The 18,648-nt window shown below is 60.2% G+C and carries 19 protein-coding genes and 2 pseudogenes; 7 read left to right on the top strand and 14 right to left on the bottom strand.

The genetic code is table 11. The annotated features are described in order from the left end of the window. Nucleotides 1-4 precede the first annotated feature (4 nt). Genes kdpB through kdpF form a run of 3 tightly spaced genes read right to left on the bottom strand, consistent with a single transcriptional unit; the run spans nt 5 to nt 3,855 of the window. The gene (gene kdpB, locus FHR27_RS14130) at nt 5-2,053 is read right to left on the bottom strand and encodes a potassium-transporting ATPase subunit KdpB (protein WP_179538870.1); all 2,049 of its coding nucleotides are present in this window, start codon (nt 2,051-2,053) and stop codon (nt 5-7) included. A 12-nt stretch (nt 2,054-2,065) separates the two neighbouring features. Continuing rightward, a complete protein-coding gene (gene kdpA, locus FHR27_RS14135) occupies nt 2,066-3,760 on the bottom strand; it encodes a potassium-transporting ATPase subunit KdpA (RefSeq protein ID WP_179538871.1) in 1,695 nt (564 codons plus the stop codon). Nucleotides 3,761-3,765: 5 nt separating this feature from the next. After that, on the bottom strand, nt 3,766-3,855 hold the full coding sequence (gene kdpF / locus FHR27_RS14140) for a K(+)-transporting ATPase subunit F (RefSeq protein WP_082045652.1): 90 nt from the start codon (nt 3,853-3,855) through the stop codon (nt 3,766-3,768). 542 nt (nt 3,856-4,397) lie between these two features. Between kdpF and FHR27_RS14145 the strand changes: the two genes are divergently transcribed. Next, nucleotides 4,398-4,676, top strand: coding sequence for a hypothetical protein (locus FHR27_RS14145; protein ID WP_179538872.1), 279 nt, complete (start codon nt 4,398-4,400; stop codon nt 4,674-4,676). A gap of 434 nt (nt 4,677-5,110) precedes the next feature. Here FHR27_RS14145 and FHR27_RS14150 read toward each other — a convergent pair whose 3' ends face one another. The 3 genes from FHR27_RS14150 to FHR27_RS14160 form a co-directional block, all read right to left on the bottom strand. After that, nucleotides 5,111-5,407, bottom strand: a complete 297-nt coding sequence (locus FHR27_RS14150; RefSeq protein WP_179538873.1) for a hypothetical protein — start codon at nt 5,405-5,407, stop codon at nt 5,111-5,113. 292 nt (nt 5,408-5,699) lie between these two features. Beyond that, nucleotides 5,700-7,112, bottom strand: a complete 1,413-nt coding sequence (locus FHR27_RS14155) for a heavy metal sensor histidine kinase (protein ID WP_042551748.1) — start codon at nt 7,110-7,112, stop codon at nt 5,700-5,702. An 11-nt stretch (nt 7,113-7,123) separates the two neighbouring features. Next, nucleotides 7,124-7,816 (bottom strand): heavy metal response regulator transcription factor, encoded by a 693-nt coding sequence (locus tag FHR27_RS14160; RefSeq protein ID WP_042551749.1) that lies wholly within the window; start codon nt 7,814-7,816, stop codon nt 7,124-7,126. Nucleotides 7,817-8,055: 239 nt separating this feature from the next. Here FHR27_RS14160 and FHR27_RS14165 point away from each other — a divergent pair, with 239 nt between their 5' ends. Together FHR27_RS14165 and FHR27_RS14170 are read left to right on the top strand one after the other, a co-directional pair. After that, nucleotides 8,056-8,316: a DUF2790 domain-containing protein gene (locus FHR27_RS14165; protein WP_042551750.1), complete on the top strand. Its 261-nt coding sequence runs from the start codon at nt 8,056-8,058 to the stop codon at nt 8,314-8,316. A 505-nt stretch (nt 8,317-8,821) separates the two neighbouring features. After that, complete coding sequence (locus tag FHR27_RS14170) at nt 8,822-9,952, top strand: HWE histidine kinase domain-containing protein (protein ID WP_179538874.1); 1,131 nt, start codon at nt 8,822-8,824, stop codon at nt 9,950-9,952. A 6-nt stretch (nt 9,953-9,958) separates the two neighbouring features. Here FHR27_RS14170 and FHR27_RS14175 read toward each other — a convergent pair whose 3' ends face one another. After that, nucleotides 9,959-10,315 (bottom strand): response regulator, encoded by a 357-nt coding sequence (locus FHR27_RS14175; RefSeq protein ID WP_042551752.1) that lies wholly within the window; start codon nt 10,313-10,315, stop codon nt 9,959-9,961. A 230-nt stretch (nt 10,316-10,545) separates the two neighbouring features. Between FHR27_RS14175 and FHR27_RS14180 the strand changes: the two genes are divergently transcribed. Continuing rightward, complete coding sequence (locus FHR27_RS14180; RefSeq protein WP_042551753.1) at nt 10,546-10,860, top strand: hypothetical protein; 315 nt, start codon at nt 10,546-10,548, stop codon at nt 10,858-10,860. Nucleotides 10,861-11,168: 308 nt separating this feature from the next. After that, nucleotides 11,169-11,630: pseudogene (locus tag FHR27_RS14185) on the top strand (IS5 family transposase); the annotation flags it as partial. A gap of 25 nt (nt 11,631-11,655) precedes the next feature. Here FHR27_RS14185 and FHR27_RS27310 read toward each other — a convergent pair. From FHR27_RS27310 to FHR27_RS14200, 4 genes and pseudogenes are all read right to left on the bottom strand, one after another. Then, nucleotides 11,656-11,876, bottom strand: a pseudogene (locus tag FHR27_RS27310) (helix-turn-helix domain-containing protein); the annotation flags it as partial. A gap of 3 nt (nt 11,877-11,879) precedes the next feature. Continuing rightward, a complete protein-coding gene (locus FHR27_RS14190; RefSeq protein WP_042551754.1) occupies nt 11,880-12,776 on the bottom strand; it encodes a formate/nitrite transporter family protein in 897 nt (298 codons plus the stop codon). 362 nt (nt 12,777-13,138) lie between these two features. Next, nucleotides 13,139-13,591: an HIT family protein gene (locus FHR27_RS14195; protein ID WP_042551755.1), complete on the bottom strand. Its 453-nt coding sequence runs from the start codon at nt 13,589-13,591 to the stop codon at nt 13,139-13,141. A gap of 49 nt (nt 13,592-13,640) precedes the next feature. Then, nucleotides 13,641-14,543, bottom strand: coding sequence for a LysR family transcriptional regulator (locus FHR27_RS14200; RefSeq protein ID WP_179538875.1), 903 nt, complete (start codon nt 14,541-14,543; stop codon nt 13,641-13,643). A 182-nt stretch (nt 14,544-14,725) separates the two neighbouring features. Between FHR27_RS14200 and FHR27_RS14205 the strand changes: the two genes are divergently transcribed. Then, nucleotides 14,726-15,493, top strand: coding sequence for a type 1 glutamine amidotransferase domain-containing protein (locus tag FHR27_RS14205; RefSeq protein WP_179538876.1), 768 nt, complete (start codon nt 14,726-14,728; stop codon nt 15,491-15,493). Between the two features lie 134 nt (nt 15,494-15,627). Further along, nucleotides 15,628-16,422, top strand: a complete 795-nt coding sequence (locus FHR27_RS14210; RefSeq protein WP_179538877.1) for a molybdate ABC transporter substrate-binding protein — start codon at nt 15,628-15,630, stop codon at nt 16,420-16,422. A gap of 90 nt (nt 16,423-16,512) precedes the next feature. On the opposite strand, the gene FHR27_RS14215 is transcribed toward FHR27_RS14210, so the two are convergent. The 3 genes from FHR27_RS14215 to FHR27_RS14225 form a co-directional block, all read right to left on the bottom strand. Continuing rightward, complete coding sequence (locus FHR27_RS14215) at nt 16,513-17,436, bottom strand: SDR family oxidoreductase (protein WP_179538878.1); 924 nt, start codon at nt 17,434-17,436, stop codon at nt 16,513-16,515. A 216-nt stretch (nt 17,437-17,652) separates the two neighbouring features. Continuing rightward, on the bottom strand, nt 17,653-18,033 hold the full coding sequence (locus FHR27_RS14220) for a hypothetical protein (protein WP_042551759.1): 381 nt from the start codon (nt 18,031-18,033) through the stop codon (nt 17,653-17,655). Nucleotides 18,034-18,229: 196 nt separating this feature from the next. Continuing rightward, complete coding sequence (locus FHR27_RS14225; protein WP_156152625.1) at nt 18,230-18,391, bottom strand: hypothetical protein; 162 nt, start codon at nt 18,389-18,391, stop codon at nt 18,230-18,232. Between the last annotated feature and the right edge of the window lie 257 nt (nt 18,392-18,648).

Below are 18,648 nucleotides of genomic sequence, written 5' to 3' on the forward strand. Positions count from 1 at the left end.
GCCCTCAAACCAGTCCCAGAGCGACCAGCAGCAGGTCGATGAGTTTGATGCCGATGAAGGGCGCGACGATGCCGCCCAGACCATAAATGAGCAGGTTGCGGCGCAGCAGGCTGGCGGCATCCGCGGCCTGCACGTGCACGCCACGCAGGGCCAGCGGAATCAGCACGACGATGATCAGCGCGTTGAACACGGTGGCGGACAGAATCGCGCTCTGCGGGCTGTGCAACTGCATGAGATTCAGGGCGCCAAGCTGCGGATGAATGCCTGCGAACAGTGCAGGCAGAATGGCGAAGTACTTGGCGACGTCATTCGCCACCGAGAAGGTGGTCAGCGCACCGCGGGTGACCAGCAACTGCTTGCCGACCTGCACCACGTCCAGCAGTTTGGTGGGGTCGGAGTCCAGGTCCACCAGGTTGGCCGCTTCGCGGGCAGCCTGGGTGCCATCATTCATGGCCAGCCCGACATCGGCCTGCGCCAGTGCCGGTGCATCGTTGGCGCCGTCACCACACATGGCAACCAGCTTGCCGTCTGCCTGTTCGCTGCGGATGCGCTGTAGTTTCTTCTCTGGCGTGGCTTCCGCGATCACATCGTCGACGCCTGCCTCGGCGGCGATGGCCGCAGCGGTCAGCGGGTTGTCGCCGGTGACCATCACGGTGCGAATGCCCATGCGCCGCAGCTCGGCGAAGCGCTCGCGAATGCCGGGCTTGATCACATCCTTGAGGTGGATGGCACCCAGCAGCCTGCCGTCGCTCGCCACCAGCAAAGGCGTGCCGCCGCTTTGCGCGATCTGCTGCACTTCACGGGCAAGCACCTCGGGCATATCGGCCCGGCTCATGGCCAGCCAGTTCAGCACCGCATCGACGGCGCCCTTGCGGTACTGCATGCCGTTCCAGTTCACTCCCGACAGCCGCGTTTCGGCGCTGAACGGCACTGCCTGCAGATCGGTACGCGCAGGCTCCTGCATAGGATGCAGCGCTCGCAGGTACTCCACCACGGACTTGCCTTCCGGCGTGTCGTCGGCAAGCGAGGCGAGCAGCGCGGCATCCGCCAGCTCCGGCGTGGTGACGCCAGGTGCCTTGAACAAGGCGCTGCAGCGGCGATTACCGAAGGTGATGGTGCCGGTCTTGTCCAGCAGCAGCATGTGCACGTCGCCAGCGGCCTCGACCGCACGCCCGGACTTGGCGATCACGTTCAGGCGTACCAGGCGGTCCATGCCGGCGATGCCGATCGCCGACAGCAACCCGCCAATGGTGGTCGGGATCAGCGTTACCAGCAGGGCCGCCAGGTAGACCAGAGGCAGATCACCACCGGCGTAGCGGGCAAATGGCTGCAGGGTGGCGACCACCAGAAGGAAAATCAGGGTCAGGCCGATCAGCAGAATGTCGAGGGCCACTTCGTTCGGGGTTTTCTGCCGTTTGGCGCCCTCCACCAGGGCGATCATCCGGTCCAGGGTGGACTCGCCCGGGTTCACGGAGATGCGAATCGTCAGGCTGTCCGATACCACCAGGGTGTTGCCGGTCACGGCCGAGCGGTCCCCACCGGACTCACGAATCACCGGGGCAGACTCACCGGTAATGGCCGCCTCGTTGACCGCGGCGACGCCCTCGATCACCTCGCCATCCCCGGGGATCAGCTCACCCGCGTCGACGCGTACCACATCGCCCTTGCGCAGCCGGCTGGCCGGTACCTGCTCGAAGTAGCCGTGCGCCGTCATGTAGCGCGCGGTAAGCCCTTCGCTGCCGGATTTCAGGCTATCGGCGCGGGCTTTGCCGCGGCCTTCTGCCAGCGCCTCCGCGAAGTTGGCGAACAGTACGGTGAACCACAGCCACAAGGCGATCTGCAGGGTGAACCAGGGGCTCACCGCCTGGTTCGGGATGACGCAGAGCACCGTCGTCACCACGGCAGTCAGCTCGACGGTGAGCATCACCGGCGAACGTATCAACTGGCGTGGGTCCAGCTTGATGAAGGCCTGCTTGAATGCCGGCCGCCACAATGCCTGAAGGCTGGTGGCGACAGGAGTGGCGCGCAGCGGCGCCTGACTTTGCACGTTCATGTTCGCTCCGTCTTACAGGGCTGAGCTGAGGTGATCGGCGATGGGGCCGAGCGCCAGCGCTGGTAGAAAGGTGAGGCCGCCAACCAGAAGGATGGTCAGGGTCAGAAGCGTGACGAATAACGGACCATGGGTCGGGAAGCTGTTGGGGCCGGTGGGCGCCTGCTTCTTGGCCGCCAGGCTGCCAGCGATGGCGAGAATCGGCAGGATGTAGCCGAAGCGCCCAAGCAGGATCGCCAACCCGAGCATCAGGTTGTGGAATGGCGTGTTGGCGCTGAAACCACCGAACGCCGATCCGTTGTTGGCCGTGGCCGAGGTGTAGGCATAGAGCGCCTGGCTGAAGCCATGGGGCCCCGGGTTGCTGATCGATGCCATTGGCCCCGGCAGGCTCACGGCCAGGGCCGAGAAAACCAGTACGCCGATGGGCATCACCACCAGGGTCGCGACCAGCAGACGCACGTCCCGGGCATCGAGTTTCTTGCCCAGGTATTCGGGCGTGCGGCCGATCATCAAACCCGCCAGGAACACGGCGATCAGCACGAACAGCAGCATGCCGTAGAGCCCCGCCCCTACTCCGCCGAAGATCACCTCGCTGAGCATCATGTTGAGCATCGCGACCATCCCGGCCAGCGGGCTCAGGCTGTCGTGCATGGCGTTGACCGAACCGTTGGAGGCAGCGGTGGTGGCGGCAGCCCAGAGCACGGACGCGGCGACACCGAATCGGCTTTCCTTGCCCTCCAGGGAGCCCGCCTGCTCCACCGGCAAGTGGGCGAATGCCGGGTTGGGCTGGTACTCGGCGTACAGCGCGACGCCCAGGCCCAGCACGAACAGAATCAGCATGCTCGACAGCAGGGCACGGCTCTGCCGCAGGTCCCTGACGTAGTGCCCGAAGGTGAACAGCAAGGCGGCGGGAATCAGCAGAATCGACACCAGCTCGAACAGGTTGCTCCACACGGTCGGGTTCTCGAACGGATGCGCCGAGTTCAGGCCGAAGAAACCACCACCGTTGGTGCCCAGTTGCTTGATGGCGATCTGGCTGGCCGCTGGCCCGAGAGGAATGCTCTGCTCCTGCCCTTGCAAGGTCACGGCGCTGGCGTAGGCATCGAAGGTTTGTGGCACGCCCTGCCAGACCAGAAACAGCGCGAGCACCACGCTCAGGGGCAGCAGTGCATACAGTGTCGCCCTGGTCAGATCGACCCAGAAGTTGCCCAGGCTCTGCGCCGAGCGGCTCCCGATGCCACGTGCCAGCGCCACCAGCACGGCGAGGCCAACGGCGGGGCTGAGGAAGTTCTGAACGGTCAGGCCGGCCATCTGGCTCAGGTAGCTCATCGTGGCCTCGCCGCTGTAGGCCTGCCAGTTGGTATTGCCCACGAAGCTCGCGGCGGTATTGAAGGCCAGCGTCCACTCGATACCCGGCATGCCCTGAGGGTTGAGCGGCAACACGCCCTGGGCGACCAGCAGAAGAAACAGAACCAGCAAGCTGACTGCGGAAAAGATCACCACGGCGCCGGCGTACTGCTTCCAGCTGTGGCCTTGCTCCGGGCGAATGCCGGCGCAGCGGTAGATGCACTTTTCCACCGGTTCGAAGAGGGGCCGCAACCAGGTGCGCTGCCCCTCCATGGCCCGGTAGATGAACTTGCCCAGCAAGGGTGCCGGCAACAGCACCAGCGCGAAGAAAGCCAGAAGCAGAAGGAAATCCTGTAGGGACATGACGCTCACTCCTTTCCGGCACGGAGCAGCGCGAACAGCAGATAGACGAAGAGGCCTGCGACCATGAGCAGCGATAGCCCATCGAGAAGGTTCATCTTTCACTCCTTGGATGCGGACCCATTCCGCGGTGTGAAAATTCTCGGTGGGACAGGCGTAAAGAATCGATTCCGAAACCGCTGCCGGGATGTAAAGAATCCGTATTTTTGACGTCGAAAGAATCCTGTTATGGCCGCTGGCGACTGTCAGGCTGCGCAGAACAATCATCACGCCGTGCAGGTTGCCATCCCGTAACCCGCGAGCTAGAGTGCGCCGGTCACGGTCTATCCCGTGACCGGGAGTCGAAACCCGAGTTGTCTGAGGGCACGGATGTGTTCATAGATGCGCGGCAGGTGCTTATTGCGCCCGGCTGCTGCATTTCTATGGCGGACCGTGCGGGGCAGGCTTTTGCCTGGCCGGTTCCCTCGGACGCCGGTATTTCGACCCCCGTACGGTTCGCCACCATTCCCGGGTCGAAACGGCATTGGTGGTGCTTCTAACTGTCCGAGGAGCATAAGGAAAATGCGCCATCCAGCTTTTACGCCAGGGCACCGCCCTGCCTGCACACTGACACCCTTCGCCTCCAGCCAGGAGGTGCGCCATGGCTGAACCACGCAGCCCGGTCATTCGTTTCCCCAGACGGCAAAGCCCCATTCCCAAAATCTGCCCACCACCCCCTCGCGATACCCAGGGTGACGCCGAGCTGCGTGCCAGTTTGCTGGCCGACGTATTCGACGAACTGATCCGCAAGAAAGGCGAACACCCCGAGGGCCTGCTAGTGCACGCCGCAGCGCTGTTCGCAAAGGACCTGCTCGAAGAGATGGTGGTGCTCTATCGCCAGGCGCTGTGCGAGGCGCAAGGAGGTAGTGGCCATGTTTAGCGGAGGAGAAAAGACCATCCCCTCTACAACAGCCACTACGGCCTGTCGATCTAGCTGAGCAGTAAGTCACTGCGTTCAAGCTCGGCGATTCAGCAGAGAAAATGAGACGTCAAACAGCGGCAGCGTGCCCTGATATGAGCCGGCGGCCTGGCTCCAGATGCAATGAGGTGCCGTGGTTATGTCTGATCGTTAAATTATCGCTGTCATGGTCGGCAACGACTATGACAGTGATGCTCACAAGAACGTGGGCGGTTGGACTCTCTTCCAGGCAAGGCGTGGAACCCTAGACCGCGGAGCGCTCATAGATACGGGCAGCAAGGGCTGTTGAATCTAGAGCTGAAAATGCCCTGTGAAAACGATCTTTCTGTTAAGAGAAATGCCATGCCCCCAGCGTTACCAGGCAGTCCGACGAGCGCCATTGACCCCGGGCCTGCTCACTTGCCATCAGCAACGAAACAACGAAAGTCAACTTCCAGAGAACACTCATAGATATCCCTGATGAAATCCTGCATCTGATGTGAGCTCATGTTCTCGGCCATGGACGCTCGGTCGACCCAGTACGTGCTCAATATCCACTCGGGCGACCTCGAAAATCTACGCGTATACAAGCAATTCAGGCATCCTGCCGAACGTGAAAGAACAGCAGCCCCCATGGCTAATTGATCTTCGACTTTCTTCGAGTCCACTTCCCTGGCTCTGATCTTTACAGTCGTCACGGCTTCAATGGTCATGGCATCATCTCCTTAGCATTAGCACGGCATATCGAGATAAATGGTTCGACATAGGGCGATCGCGAACAGACGCCCAACTTGGCAAGAACTTCGAGTTCCTCAAGACAAACAACCAGCGAGTGATCCTTATCTTCCAGCAACGCGTTAGGGCGACACGGACAAAACGAACATTGGAGTGGCGAGTTTCAACTCTGCGTCGCCGGATTCAACAGGCAGGGGTGTATACGAGGGGATCCGATCACAATTGGGCGGCCCCGATAACAGAGAGCGCGGAAATCGAAGCCCGCGAGCTTTAGCTGAATTCGGGATCCATCGCCTCTTTCGTGCCGACGTGACCAACCGCCAAGGTGAAGCCAAAGGTATTGATCCCATCCTGGCTGCTGGCGAACACTTCGCCGCTGTGCATGGTGGCCACGGCCTTCACTATCGACAGCCCCAGCCCATGGTGCGTATCACTTCTGGAACGTGAGCAGTCCACCCGATAAAACCGCTCGAACAGACGCTTCAAGTGCTCCTCAGCTATTGGCTCTCCATGGTTGGCGACGGCAACGACGGCCATGTTGACCTGCATCCGTATGGAAACCGTTACCGTAGTGCCAGGAGTCGCATGCCTGGCGCTATTGTCCAGAAGGTTGGCCAGCGAACGATGGAACAGCCGGCGGTCGATGCACGCGCTGCCATCGCCCTCGATGACGACCACATTCCTGTTTTCCTGGAAGAGAGGCTCCACGTATTCGACGGTCTTGTACGCCTCCTCACTCAAGGAGACTTCCTTGAGCTGCGTTGCGTGTTCCCCAGACTGCGCGTGAGAGAGAAAAAGCATATCGTTGACGATAGAGGTCATTCTCTCGAGTTCTTCCAGATTGGACTCCAGCAACTCCACGAGCTCATGGGTCTCTCGCTCGCGCGAGAGGGCCAATTGCGTTTGGCCGATGAGATTGGTTAGCGGCGTTCTCAATTCGTGAGCGACATCGGCATTGAAACTTTCCAGTTGCATCCACGCGATCTCCTGCCGTTCGAGGACGCCATTGAACGAAGCAGCCAGGTTCTTCAATTCCTGAGGAAGAATGGATGCATCCAACCGCTGCCCATACTTTCCTGGCGCGAGGCGCTGCGCTTGATCACTGAGACTGCTGACCGGTCGCATTCCGATTTTGGAAATGAAGTAACCTAACAAAGCCACCAATACAACGCCGAAGACACTGATGAACAGAAGCGCACGGGTGAACTCGCTCAACGTCCCCATATACGGGGTTGAGTCTATTGCGACAACGAACCTGAGCGCAGGGCGATCGCCACGAGCCGGGATATCCGAGATCAGCAGGTAAAGCGCGCAGGACTCCTCGCGTAGACCTGGCACCTGACTGAAACCGCCTGGCAGAGCGGCTAAATCAACATCGGCAACTGGCATGCCGCCCACTCGGTATGACGAGTCTTCACTCAATATCCAGTATTGAACCCGCCCGCCTTCCGCAGCAGACAAGTCGGTCACCTTAGTCGCGATGGCCTGCCAGCCATCATGATTGGTGCGAGCACTTATCCAGGGCTTCATGAGCGACTCCCTGAACAACAGCTCGTTATGCATCTGACTCTGCAGCGACTGGTGAAGCGACATTCGCAAGGAAATACCGAACACCGAAGCGATCAACACGGAGGCAACGGCAAACATCAAAGCCAGGCGGCCAGATACTGAGTTCTTGATCATCGGATATAACTCTAAGCGGACTGACGCTCTGGACGTACTTCGAGAACATAACCCATGCCTCGAACGGTATGCAGCAGCTTCATTTCATAGGGAGCATCAACCTTGGCTCTGAGCCGTTTTATTGCAACTTCGACGACGTTTGCATCGCTGTCGAAGTTCATGTCCCAGATCTGCTCCGCAATCATCATTTTCGAGAGAATCTGCCCTTGATGCCTGGCCAGAAGACTCAACAAGGAAAATTCCTTGGCTGTCAGTTCCAGGCGCTCGCCCGCCCGCGATACTTTCCTCGCCAATAGATCAAGATGCAGATCATGTATCTGCAACTGGGTAATATCGGCCCCATCGCTCGGCCGTCGACGCAGCAGGGCCTGGATACGTGCAACGAGTTCTATCAGGGAAAATGGTTTAGGCAGATAGTCGTCCGCACCATGTCTCAGGCCTTTCACTCGTTCGTCCACCGAGCCTCGCGCAGACAACATCAGGACGGGAGTCTGTTTGCTCATGCGTAGACTTTCGAGAACGCTGTAACCATCCATACCGGGAAGCATTACATCCAGAACGACTGCATCGTAGTCATATTCGAGTGCAAGGTGCAGGCCTACGGTTCCCGAGGACGCAACGTCAACGGTAAAGCCCAGTTCACTGAACGCTCTATTTATATACGAGGACGTTTTTTCCTCATCTTCGACCAGCAGTAGCCTCATGTATCTCACCCGTCTGGCCTAGGCCAATATGTCTGCATTCATCATACGATTGGCGACCAACAGAACGCTGACGCCTGGCTGACATTTCTGTCAGAAACCAACTAAATCCTTCCTGACAAAAATGTTATTCACTGGTCATGCAAGTGACAGCGGATCATTTCTACTCTCATATCCAGCCAGGCATTTCTCATCTGGCAGACCTGACTTTAATAACTTCCTCCGATAATGAGAGACCGCATATGAAAACCATCGCAATCGCTTTTGTCGCTCTGCTCCCTTTCACTGTCGCAATGGCTGAAAATCGCGCCACGCACAATTCCAGCGACAACCAGTACCGATATGGCATGAACCTGAACATAGCCAGGGTTATTTCCATTACTGACACGGCCAAGACTTGCGGTCTCGTACCGGTGACCATGAACTATGAGGATGACCAGGGAGAGCGTCATAGTCTGCGTTACAATCAACTCAACGCGGGCCCTGGGTGTCCAGACAATTGAGTCGAACACGTCGTGTCGATAAGCGCTGACTTTTCGCCTCAACCTTTTAAATCCTCCGGATTGACTTGCGCTCACTCGGATGATGTTTGCAAGGCCGCTGTTGAACTCCAGCCCAGGCAAAGGACTGCCATCAGCCATCTCCAGTGGTCAGGTTTCAACTAACCGGCCCAATTGGTCACGCGGATGACCTCCGGGCGGCCATTTGCAGAGCGCTACCCGGCATCAGCAGCCCAAGATGCGCCTGCAAGCGCTTCACGATATCCGCGCCCATCGCTACGGCCCGCGCCCACAGGCCGTTAGCAGATGCTGGATCACGACCACTCGCCTAGGCAAGGCAATTCGCTCGCGCCAAAACCGACCGAGCTCACTGGGCTGCCAGGACGGTACATGGCATGCCTCACAAGCCCACTCGGCTACCATTGGTCGTGGACCGGAAAACAGAAAATTGGCGGTAGATCATTGCCGGTGGGATACTTCTCGGCCTCCCGCTAGAGGACGCACGACGATGCGTACATTCCTTTCCCGCTTCAGCGAACGCGCGCTGGACGTCATGTCCGCCGGCGCTCCCGTCGAGCCGCTGCTCAGAGAGTTCGCGGTATCGCTGCAGGCGGAGCTCCCCGGTACGGTGATCGGCATCAACGTGCTGGACAAACCTGGGAATACGTTTCGTCTGTCGGTCTTCCCCGGCCTGCCGCTGGAGTTCAGCAACAGCCTGGTCAACAACCGCATTACCGGTAAGCGAGGCTCTTGCGGCATGGCCATAATGACCGGCCGTATCGTCGAAGTGCCCGAGGTGGCGAGCGACGAGCGGTTCTCGGCCGAGTGGAAGGAGCTGTTTCGCCAACATGGCCTCGAGGCCATGCTTTCCATACCCGCGATGAGCATCGAGGGCCTGGTGCAAGGCAGCCTCGCCGTCATCCATCCGCTGGGGTCGCCACCCAACCCGGATCAGCGGGCCTTCCTGCAACTGGCGTCAGCATTGTGCGCCAAGATCTGCATCTACAGCCGCACCCAGGAGTCCACGCAGATCCTGATCGGCGAGATGGACCATCGAATGAGAAATCTCTTCGCGACCATCGGCGGTGTGGCCATCATGACGATGAGGGGCCACCCGGAACCTCGGCAATTCCGAAAGGTGCTCGATGAACGGCTGGTGATGATGCAGCGCGCTCATTCCCTGGCGATGGATGCCCAGGAAGTGGAGCTCTCCACGCTACTGCACAACGTGCTTTCGCCCTACTGCGCGGACTACGACATTCTGTTTTCCGGCCCCCCTATCGTGCTTGCGGGTGAAGCCGCATCGGCCTTGGCGCTGGTGATCCACGAGCTGGCGACCAATGCAGCCAAATATGGCGCCTTGTCGCAGCCTGGCGGAGTGCTGCACGTGCGCTGGGCGACGGAGCATGGCATGGCGGGCGCTATCTTCACGCTCAACTGGGCGGAAAGCAACGGGCCTGCCGTGAAGCCGCCTTCGCGCAAGGGCTACGGGACGACCATGATCACCGGCAGCCTGCGCAACGCATTCGACGGCGCCGCCGAGTTGTCTTACGAGGCGTCAGGTTTCACCTGCAGGATCACGGCACCACTGACCAGCAGGCTGGGCCGGGAGAAAGAGCTGGAGAGCCTGGCGCTCTGAGCTCTGTCAGCGTTCGACGCAATGCTCCACGGCGTCGTACAGCACGTCCAGCTTCCAGGGTTTGGGAATGAAGACCGAGTTTTCCGGCATCTGCTGGGCCGTTACCTGCATATGGCCGGATGTCAGTATCACCGGCAACTCGGGCCAGCGAACCCAGACGATTTCAGCCAGCTCCCAGCCGTCCAGATGCCCCGGCATGCGAATGTCGCTCAGCAACAGGTCCACGGCCTTGTGCTCCAAGTGCCCCAGAGCCTCGTCAGCCGATGCACACTGAATCACGTCCAGGCTCAACGGAGAGATCAGCTCGACGAGAAGATCACGAAGGATCTGTTCATCCTCGGCGAGCAGTACGGTGAAGGTCATGTGCTTGGCCCGTTTTTATTCGATAGAAATTAGGGTACGCATGCAGCGGGACGTCTCATAAAGTGGACGGGTGGTCACCCGCCGCGAATCGGGCCACGGGGCCGCTGCGCTGGGACGTGCAGGCAGTCATCGATCCGCCCGGTGGTCACGGGTTTAGCCTGAACCTCGTGCCCCTGCCCTGCTCAGATTCGATGAGGCCAACTCTTTGGCCTCATTCGAGGTACACCGCCATGAAAGTTATCAATCTGAAAGATGGCACGGCTCATTATCAGGGCAACCCGGGCTACGCCGCCCCCAAGGCGTTCGCAGACGGCTCCCGCCAGCAATGGCAGCTGCAGGCGGTAGGTCAGACGCATATGCAGATGCAGCGCCCGGGGGAAGAGCTTGGCGACGAAGAGGATGAAGAGCTGGACCCCGGCACCGGTACCGAAAGCGAGCCCACCTCGCTGCCGGACGAGGCCCCCGCAGTGGAGCCTGAAGACTTCGACGGCAATAGGTCCGAGCTGGATATAAAGCGAGCTCAGGCTTCAAGCAGGCCGATGTAACGCAGGCGAGTCAGTAGAGAGCCCGGCCCGGTTGCCGGGCTTTTTCGTTCATGGCCGGCGGCAAGTGAGTATTCGCATGAAAACCGTCAGGCGTTCGCATCGGCCGCCGCCATTCAGCCGCACGCAAAACCGACAGGCTTCCGCATGGTTCGTCACTAGGGGCTTCGGCCTCTGCAGTGCTTCACCCAGTATGCGCACAGCGCCAAGCAGGCGTTCAGAACTGACTCTAAAATCGACTAGCCGTTAGCGGCCCCTCATGATCGGCTGCTCTTGGCCGGTTTCTGCCTGTGGCCGACCGGCTGGATTCGGCTCACCAGCACAGCGCAGGCGCTGGCAGCGCAAATGATGAAGCCATAGGGAAAAGCCGAGCCGGTAATACCAGCAAGATTCATCTGGCAGTGGACGCCCATGGCTTACCCATCGAGTTTGAAATCACGGGAGGCCAAATCAATGACTGTACTCAGGCACCCGCATTGATTTCCAAACTCCCGGCGGCAGAAACCATCGTTGCGGATAAGGGCTATGACAGCGAGAGAATCCGAGAGCAGGTTGAGCGACAAGGGGCAAAGGCCGTGATCCCGAGCAAGCGTAACTCTGTGAAAGGCAACGCGGATCTGGACAGAGGTCTGTACCGAAATCGCCACCTGGTGGAAAACGCCTTCGCCCGGCTGAAGCACTACCGGGCGGTGGCCTCTCGATTCGACAAGCTCAAGAGAAATTACGAGAGCGCGGTGGCAATGGCCTGTGCCTTTTTATGGTTGCCCATGTAACGGCAGCAGGCCCTGGCATGCAGTGCGGGGCATGGCCTTCAGTTTGTTCTTCGCCCAGCGGCGCGAGGCGCAGTGCGTAGCGTTTCGATTGGCGCGTGATATCGAATGGGCACAGCGCTCTGCTGACGAACGCGCCACCAACATTGACCAGGCATTGCTGGTGCGCGCCGGCATCAGTGCGACGCCTTCGAAGACTCGACTTCGAGAAAAGCGGCCACCGACCTTGAGGCCTTTGGCGATCTTGCACGGTCAGTCCTTGCGATTGCGGCGCAACTCCTCCAGCAACTTCTGCTTGTCGCGCTCGCGCTTGGCAATCACGTCACGCTCGCTGCGGATCTGAGCATGGCTGAGCAGGGCAAAGATAAAGCTGCCGCCGATGATATTGCCGGCCAGGGTAGGCCCCGCAAACACCAGCCAGAAATCGCCCCAGCTCACTTCACCGGCATACACCAGATAAGACACCTCTATCGAGCCAACCACGATATGGGTGAAGTCACCCAGTGCCATCAGGTAAGTGATCATCACGATAATGGCGATCTTGGCGCTTTCCATCGAGGCGATCATCCACACCATGGTGGCGATCATCCAGCCCGAGATAATGCCTTTGGCAAGCATCTTGGACACGTCGTTTTCCATCACCTTACGGCCGATTTCCAGAAACGCCAGGTCGGTCTGGGCATCGAAAATCGGCAGGCGCAGCATCACCCAAGCCACCAGCAGGGTGCCGGCTAGGTTTCCGCATAGCACCACGCCCCAAAGACGCAATAGTCGCCCGACATTGTTCAGGGTCAGCTTGCTCATCACCGGCAGCACGGCGGTCAGGGTGTTTTCCGTAAACAGTTGCTGACGGGCGAGGATCACCGCCAGAAAGCCTGCCGAATAACCGAGGCTGGCGATCACATGACTTTCATCGCTGGGGCCCAACCGAGAGCGGAACAACCCCATGGCCATCAGCGACAGGCCCATGGTCAGCCCGGCGGCCAGCGCCGACCACCATAATGCTGCGATGCTGCGTTCCAGCTCATGGTCGCCCTGAATCCTGATGGTTTCATGCAACACCGCCGCCCGCGGCGGCAGCTTCTCATCGATCTCGCGCTCTTCTTCGGCTGACAGGCCGGGGGTCTTGCCGTCTGCTTGTTCTTGCATACCAGTTACCTTCACGGGTGGAACGACGGAGGCCCGTCTGTCTGAGGATTCAGACCTGCGGCGCCCGCTGTCGTTCTGCCGTGATGAAGGCGTCCTTGCCTCGCGGCGAAATGGGCTACGGCGCAGCCGTGCGTGAAACGTCAATAGACCTTAGTTTCGTAGATTGAATCGCCCCTTGTTTTGTAGAGACAACCGAGCGGCTCTTCTGGCCGGTAGCAGTCATCAGCGAGAGGCCATTTGGAACTGCGAGTCAGTGACTGGATATCTCAGGGCGTCGGCAAAGCGAACTGTCGGCGTGTGCGAATAGGTGTCGGAGGGATCCGAATAGATGTCGGAACCAATGCGAATACTCAGGCAAGCGATCACTCTTTCGGGCGCCAGCATGATTCAGCGAGCAACTGAGCGATCTGCCGACGCAACGCACCGTGCGCTTGCTCGGTGAAAGGTGTAGCCGCTTTCCAATCGTAGAACCACACCGGCATCTTGCGCTTTTCCTCCGGTTCCGAAGAGTAACGAGGAAAAATATGGCAATGCAGCTCTGGCTCGGTATTACCGAGAATTTCATAGTTCATGCGAAGCGCTCCGGTCGCCTGCAGCACGGCATCGCCAATTCGAGCCATGTCGAGCAGATAACGCGTTCTCGCCTCGGTATCCAGATCGTTCAGACTGGGAACGACAGGGTCGGGCAGCAACAGGCAGTATCCAGGCAGAAACTGCACGTCGCCCATGACTGCCCAGCCGGAGGCCATTCGGCAGATGACCTTGTCGTTGGCTCCATGGCGTGCCAGTTCCACTCGCTGCGAAATCAGAGACATGCATGTTCCTCGATGGTGGCGGGTCGCAACCCAAAGTAGCCGAACGCCGTCAGATTTTCAGTACCTGGCCGCACAGCTCGATGAACGCCCTTAGCTTGGGCTGGTTCCTGGCCGTTCTCGAGAAATACAGAAACAGGCCGTCGTAGCCCGGCGAGCACTCGAGGAGCGCGGGCTCCAGGGTGCCTGCGGCCAACTCGCGAGAGGAGTGGAACGTCGATGAGTAGATCAGCCCCGCCCCCTGAACCGCCAGGCTACGCATGAGTTCACCGTCGTTGACGGTGATCGAGCCCGCCGGATCGATCCTCACGGTCGAGCCATTCTCGACGAACTCCCAGCGGTAGATATCGCCTTTCTCGGGCCGCCGAAAGCGGATGCACTGATGGCGCACCAGATCGCCGGTCGATTGCGGCTTGCCGTTAGCCCGAAAATACGCCGGCGAACCGAAGACCGCCCACTGGAAGGGTTTGCAAAGCCGTACCGCGATCATGTCCTGGGCGATGTACGAGCCGATCAGGATGCCTGCGTCATAGCCCTCGGAGACGAAGTTCTCGTGGCGGTTGCTGACGGTGATTTCCAGATTGAGATTGGGCCACGCTTCTCTGAAGGCAGGCAGCAGAGGCTCGATGACATGCGGCAAGGCCAGACGTTCGACGATGAGCCGCAGGGTACCCGAGGGAGCCTTGGCCGACTGCGCGGCATCTTCCAGCCCGGTCGAGATGGCCAGGGCGGCAGGCTCGACTTTGTGCAGCAGTTCCTCACCGGCCTCGGTAAGGGACACCTTGCGCGTGGTGCGGTGAAAGAGCGGAACGCCAAGCCGCTGCTCAAGCTTCTGCAAGGCATGGCTTACCGCACCCGGAGTCTTGCCGATATCGAACGCAGCCTTGCTGATGCTCAACCGCCTGGCGACCGCCAGAAATTCGGGTAATCCATCGAAACTGTGGGGCAGATTCATTCGAGTCCTTCAACCAGTGCGCTCGGGCAGCCATGCAAGCGGGAGACATTTACATGATTATATCGAGCCAATTTCGTCGAATTACAACGATAAATTGAATAGTGCATTCGGATTTGGCCAGCTACTGGCGTGATTTCATCTTGGATAGAGTGAGCTCACCCCCACCATTCGAAGGAATTCACATGGCTATTCGCAAGCGCTTGCTCGGTCTCGCCGCAGCGGTCATCTCACTCGCCGTGTCCAGCACGGCCGCCATCGCCGAGGAAAGCGAACAGGCTGACAGGATTCTGATCGTGGTATCGAGCCTGGACAAAAAGACCGAGACCCTGGTCGGCGGTTTCTGGTTTCCCGAGCTGACCCACCCGGTCGAAGTCTTCGATGAGGCTGGCATCGATTACGATCTCGCCAGCCCGAAAGGCGGCTTCGCTCCGTTCGATGGCTTCGACCTGAGTGACCAGGCGACCCTGAAGTTCTGGACCAACCCGCAACACCGCAACAAGCTGGGCAACACCCTCAAGCTCTCGGATGTCGATGCGTCGAAGTACGATGCGATCTTGCTGGTCGGTGGCCATGGCCCCATGTGGGACTTCGTCAACAACCCGGAACTGAGCGGCATCGTGGCCGACATCTATGAGAACGACGGTATCGTCAGCGCTGTTTGCCACGGGCCTGCAGGCCTGCTCGACGTGAAGCTCGGTAACGGCAAGAGCCTGTTGAGCGGCCGCCGTGTCACGGGCTTCACGGCCGAGGAAGAGCGCTCGCGCGACTACGACAAGATCGTCCCCTTCGAGCTCGAAGGAGCGTTGAAGAAAGCCGGGGCCACCTTCGAAGAAGCACCGATCTTCGAAAATAAAGTGGTGGTCGACGGGCGTCTGATTACCGGCCAGAACCCGACCTCCGCCAAATCGTTCGGCGAAGCCATCGTCACGGCGCTCAAAGCCAAGCGGTGACCTGCCTCAGCTCCACAAGTGGGCCTGACGACCTGAGCAAGGGCGACGCGATGCCGACTCGCCCTCCCGCTCTCACCTGACCGTTCGCCCCCATCTGCAACGGATAGGGGCGACGATTACCCAAGGAACATGAAATGCGTCAGCTGAGTCGAGCGGTTGTACCGGGCATTCTGGCCATGCTGTTTTCGGACGCAAGCCTCCACGCCGCGGATATAAACGTCCTGGCCTCCACGGCCCTGCAGCCGGTGTTCATGAAGCTGGCACCTGAATTCGAAAGAACCACCGGTGATCGATTGTTTTTTTCCTGGGGCGCCTCGTATGGAGCCAGCGCCGATGCGCTCCCCATACGCCTTGGAAATGGGCAGGCCGCTGACCTGGTGGTGATGATTGCCGACGCCCTGAATGAACAGATCGAACAGGGCCACCTGCGCCCCGAAACCGCCACCAGCCTGGCCAGCTCCCGGCTGGGCCTGGCGGTCAGAGCGGGTACGCCACGGCCTGAGATCGGCAGTATCGAAGACTTGCGGCACACCTTGCTGGCCGCCAGGTCCTTGGCCTTTTCGAGCGGTGTGAGCGGGGTTTACGTGCAGCGCACTCTGCTCCCTGAACTGGGAATAGCCGACAGGTTGAAGCCCAGAAGCATCGTCATCGAGGCTCCCGAGCTGGTTGGCGACGCCCTGCTGCGCGGTGATGCCGAGGTCGGGTTGCAGCAGATGAGCGAGCTTCTGGCCGTGCCGGGAATCGACGTCGTCGGTCCCCTTCCCGAAGAGCTTCAACGGGTGAACATCATTGCGGCAGCGGTAACGACTGCTGCAGCTCAACCTGCATCGGCGCAGGCTTTCATCGCGTTCCTGCAAAGCCCTGAAGCAGCCCACGAGCTGAAAGCATCAGGGTTCACGCCTCTCGGCTTGGAGCAGCTCGAGCAATGAATGCCTACACCGGCAACTGCCGATCTTGACGTACATTCTTCATGACCAGAGTGATCGAAAACCTTCACTGCGCGCGCAGCCGCATGGGGATCACTCGTCGAACTGCACGCTGACAGCATCGAGCGCCTGGACGACCCTGTCCGGCTCTTCGCTCAGCGGCAGGTTGTCCTGATCACCGACGGCGTCGTAACCCGTTGCAGGGTCTGCCGGCAGAGCCGAGAACAGCGGCTCGAGATCCGTTTGAGCGGCACCACGCTCGGCGACCAGTTCGAAGGTCTTGCGGTTCGCGCTGGGCGAGGTCAGGGACGCGACGAGCACCTCGGCGATCTGCGCACGAGCCACCACGCCATCGGACGGTGAACTGGACCAGTGCGTATCGCCCTGGCGCAAGACCAGGCGTTGCTGATCGGCCGCGTTGTAGTCGAACCAGCCAGGCCGCACGATGGTGTAAGGCAGCCCGCTGGCACGCACCAGGCGTTCTCCGCGACGTTTCCAGTCATGCCCGACTGTGGGCTTGGTGACGCCGACGGTGGTCATCAGGGCGATGCGCACAGGCGCCTGCAACACGCCGAGAACGTTGCGCACCGCCCCATAGTTCACCGCCTCCGCACCGCTCGGATCATTGCCACTGATGCCATGGGTGAAGATGACCGCGCTGATGCCGGCGACAGCCTCCGGCAGCGTCTCGGCGCGAGTCAGGTCACCGACCACGACCTTCACCCCGGCAGGAAACAGCTCGGCCTGGTCGGGGTCACGCACCAGTGCGCGCGTCTCGTAGCCGCGCCTGAACGCCTCTGCCACCGCCAGTCGGCCGATGCTTCCACTGGCACCCACGACCAGGACCACAGGCGTTTGCGCACCGCTGGCGCCACCCTCTTCGGATTCCCGCTCAATGGCGGCGCGGCTTTCATTGGCCTTCGGGGCGGTCTGCGGCGCGGTCGATCCTGCCATGGCGATTTCGGCGAACATCGCCAGCAGCAACGTCATGCCGTATTGAATGGTGAGTCGATTCATCGAGCGTACCCCGTGTGAGCGAAAGGCAGGATGCGCTGCACTCAACGGCTGGCCAGTGACTGCAATGCGGATGAAGGACGTTAAGCGAGGACGTCGGCCCGGACTAGCCAGGCAAACCGGCAAGGGCCTATGAGCAGAGCTAATCAATCGGCGTGTGCTGCTTGAGCCGTGCTGGGCATCGCTGCGCTCAACCACAGGCTGCGTTTTGCACAGCGATCAGTCGTACGGCAGGTCGTCCGGATCGACGCCAATGTAATCCGGCTCGGGCATGCTTGGCAGGCGTACGGCCATGATGCGGCGCTGGTTTTGCAGCAAGGCCTTGGCCACGCGATGCATTCCATCCATGACCCGTCCGTCAGGTGAAAGAATGATCGGATAGGCCAGGTCCGTGGCGTCGACGAGCCGCATGTGCTCGATCAGGTCACGGCACGTGGGGGGCGGATCTTCGGCGTCGAACCAATAGGGCTCGTCGACTTCCCTGATCGCGGACAGATCGACGGGGCCAGGCGCTATGCCTTTGGCAAGGTCGATCAGGCGATGGACATCCCAGGCCAGCAGGCCGTCTTTGCTTTCACGAAAGTGATACTGCTTGCGCATGAGCGAATCTCCGAGCGTGCAGCCTTTAGCATAAGGCTTGCAGAACCGAAGCGCCTGACATCGTCTGGAGATCCGCTTGGGTGCGCAAGCCTGCGGCCCTGGGCATCGCTGCGCTCAAGCACGGGCTACGCGGTTTGCATGGCGATCAGGCTCCGAGGGAGTGGAGGCCTACCGGTGCGCGATGGTATGAGCGAGCTCAGCGCGAAAGCAGCAAGGTGCCTTCCTGGCAGGAAGCAGCGGCGGTCAGGGCATTTTCGCTGGCGGAGAGTGCGGCAAGGTTGGTTCGAGCCGCCGATACGTAGGCCTGGTGCGCCCAGTAAACGGCAAAGCCGGAGAGTATCGCGGACGTGAAGCTCATGACGCTTATAAGCCTGACCAATCCTCTGGTGCCCATCGTGTAGCTCCTTTGCGTGTGCCGGCTGGTTGCCGGCGCGCCAGCAATACTCCCTTGCCGCGCAATAGGCCATCACTCGAAGAGGCACGATTGCCTCACTGCAACGGCCTTTTTCCACCCAGCGCCAACTGGGCCGCCAGCTGCAGAGAATGTGGCCACGACGGTCTATCGGACGGCCGGTGGCCAAGCGCAACGGCCAGGGCCACCGCTATGTGTGCCAG

Origin of the sequence: Pseudomonas flavescens, assembly GCF_013408425.1 — a bacterium.
GTDB classification, from domain to species: domain Bacteria; phylum Pseudomonadota; class Gammaproteobacteria; order Pseudomonadales; family Pseudomonadaceae; genus Aquipseudomonas; species Aquipseudomonas fulva_A.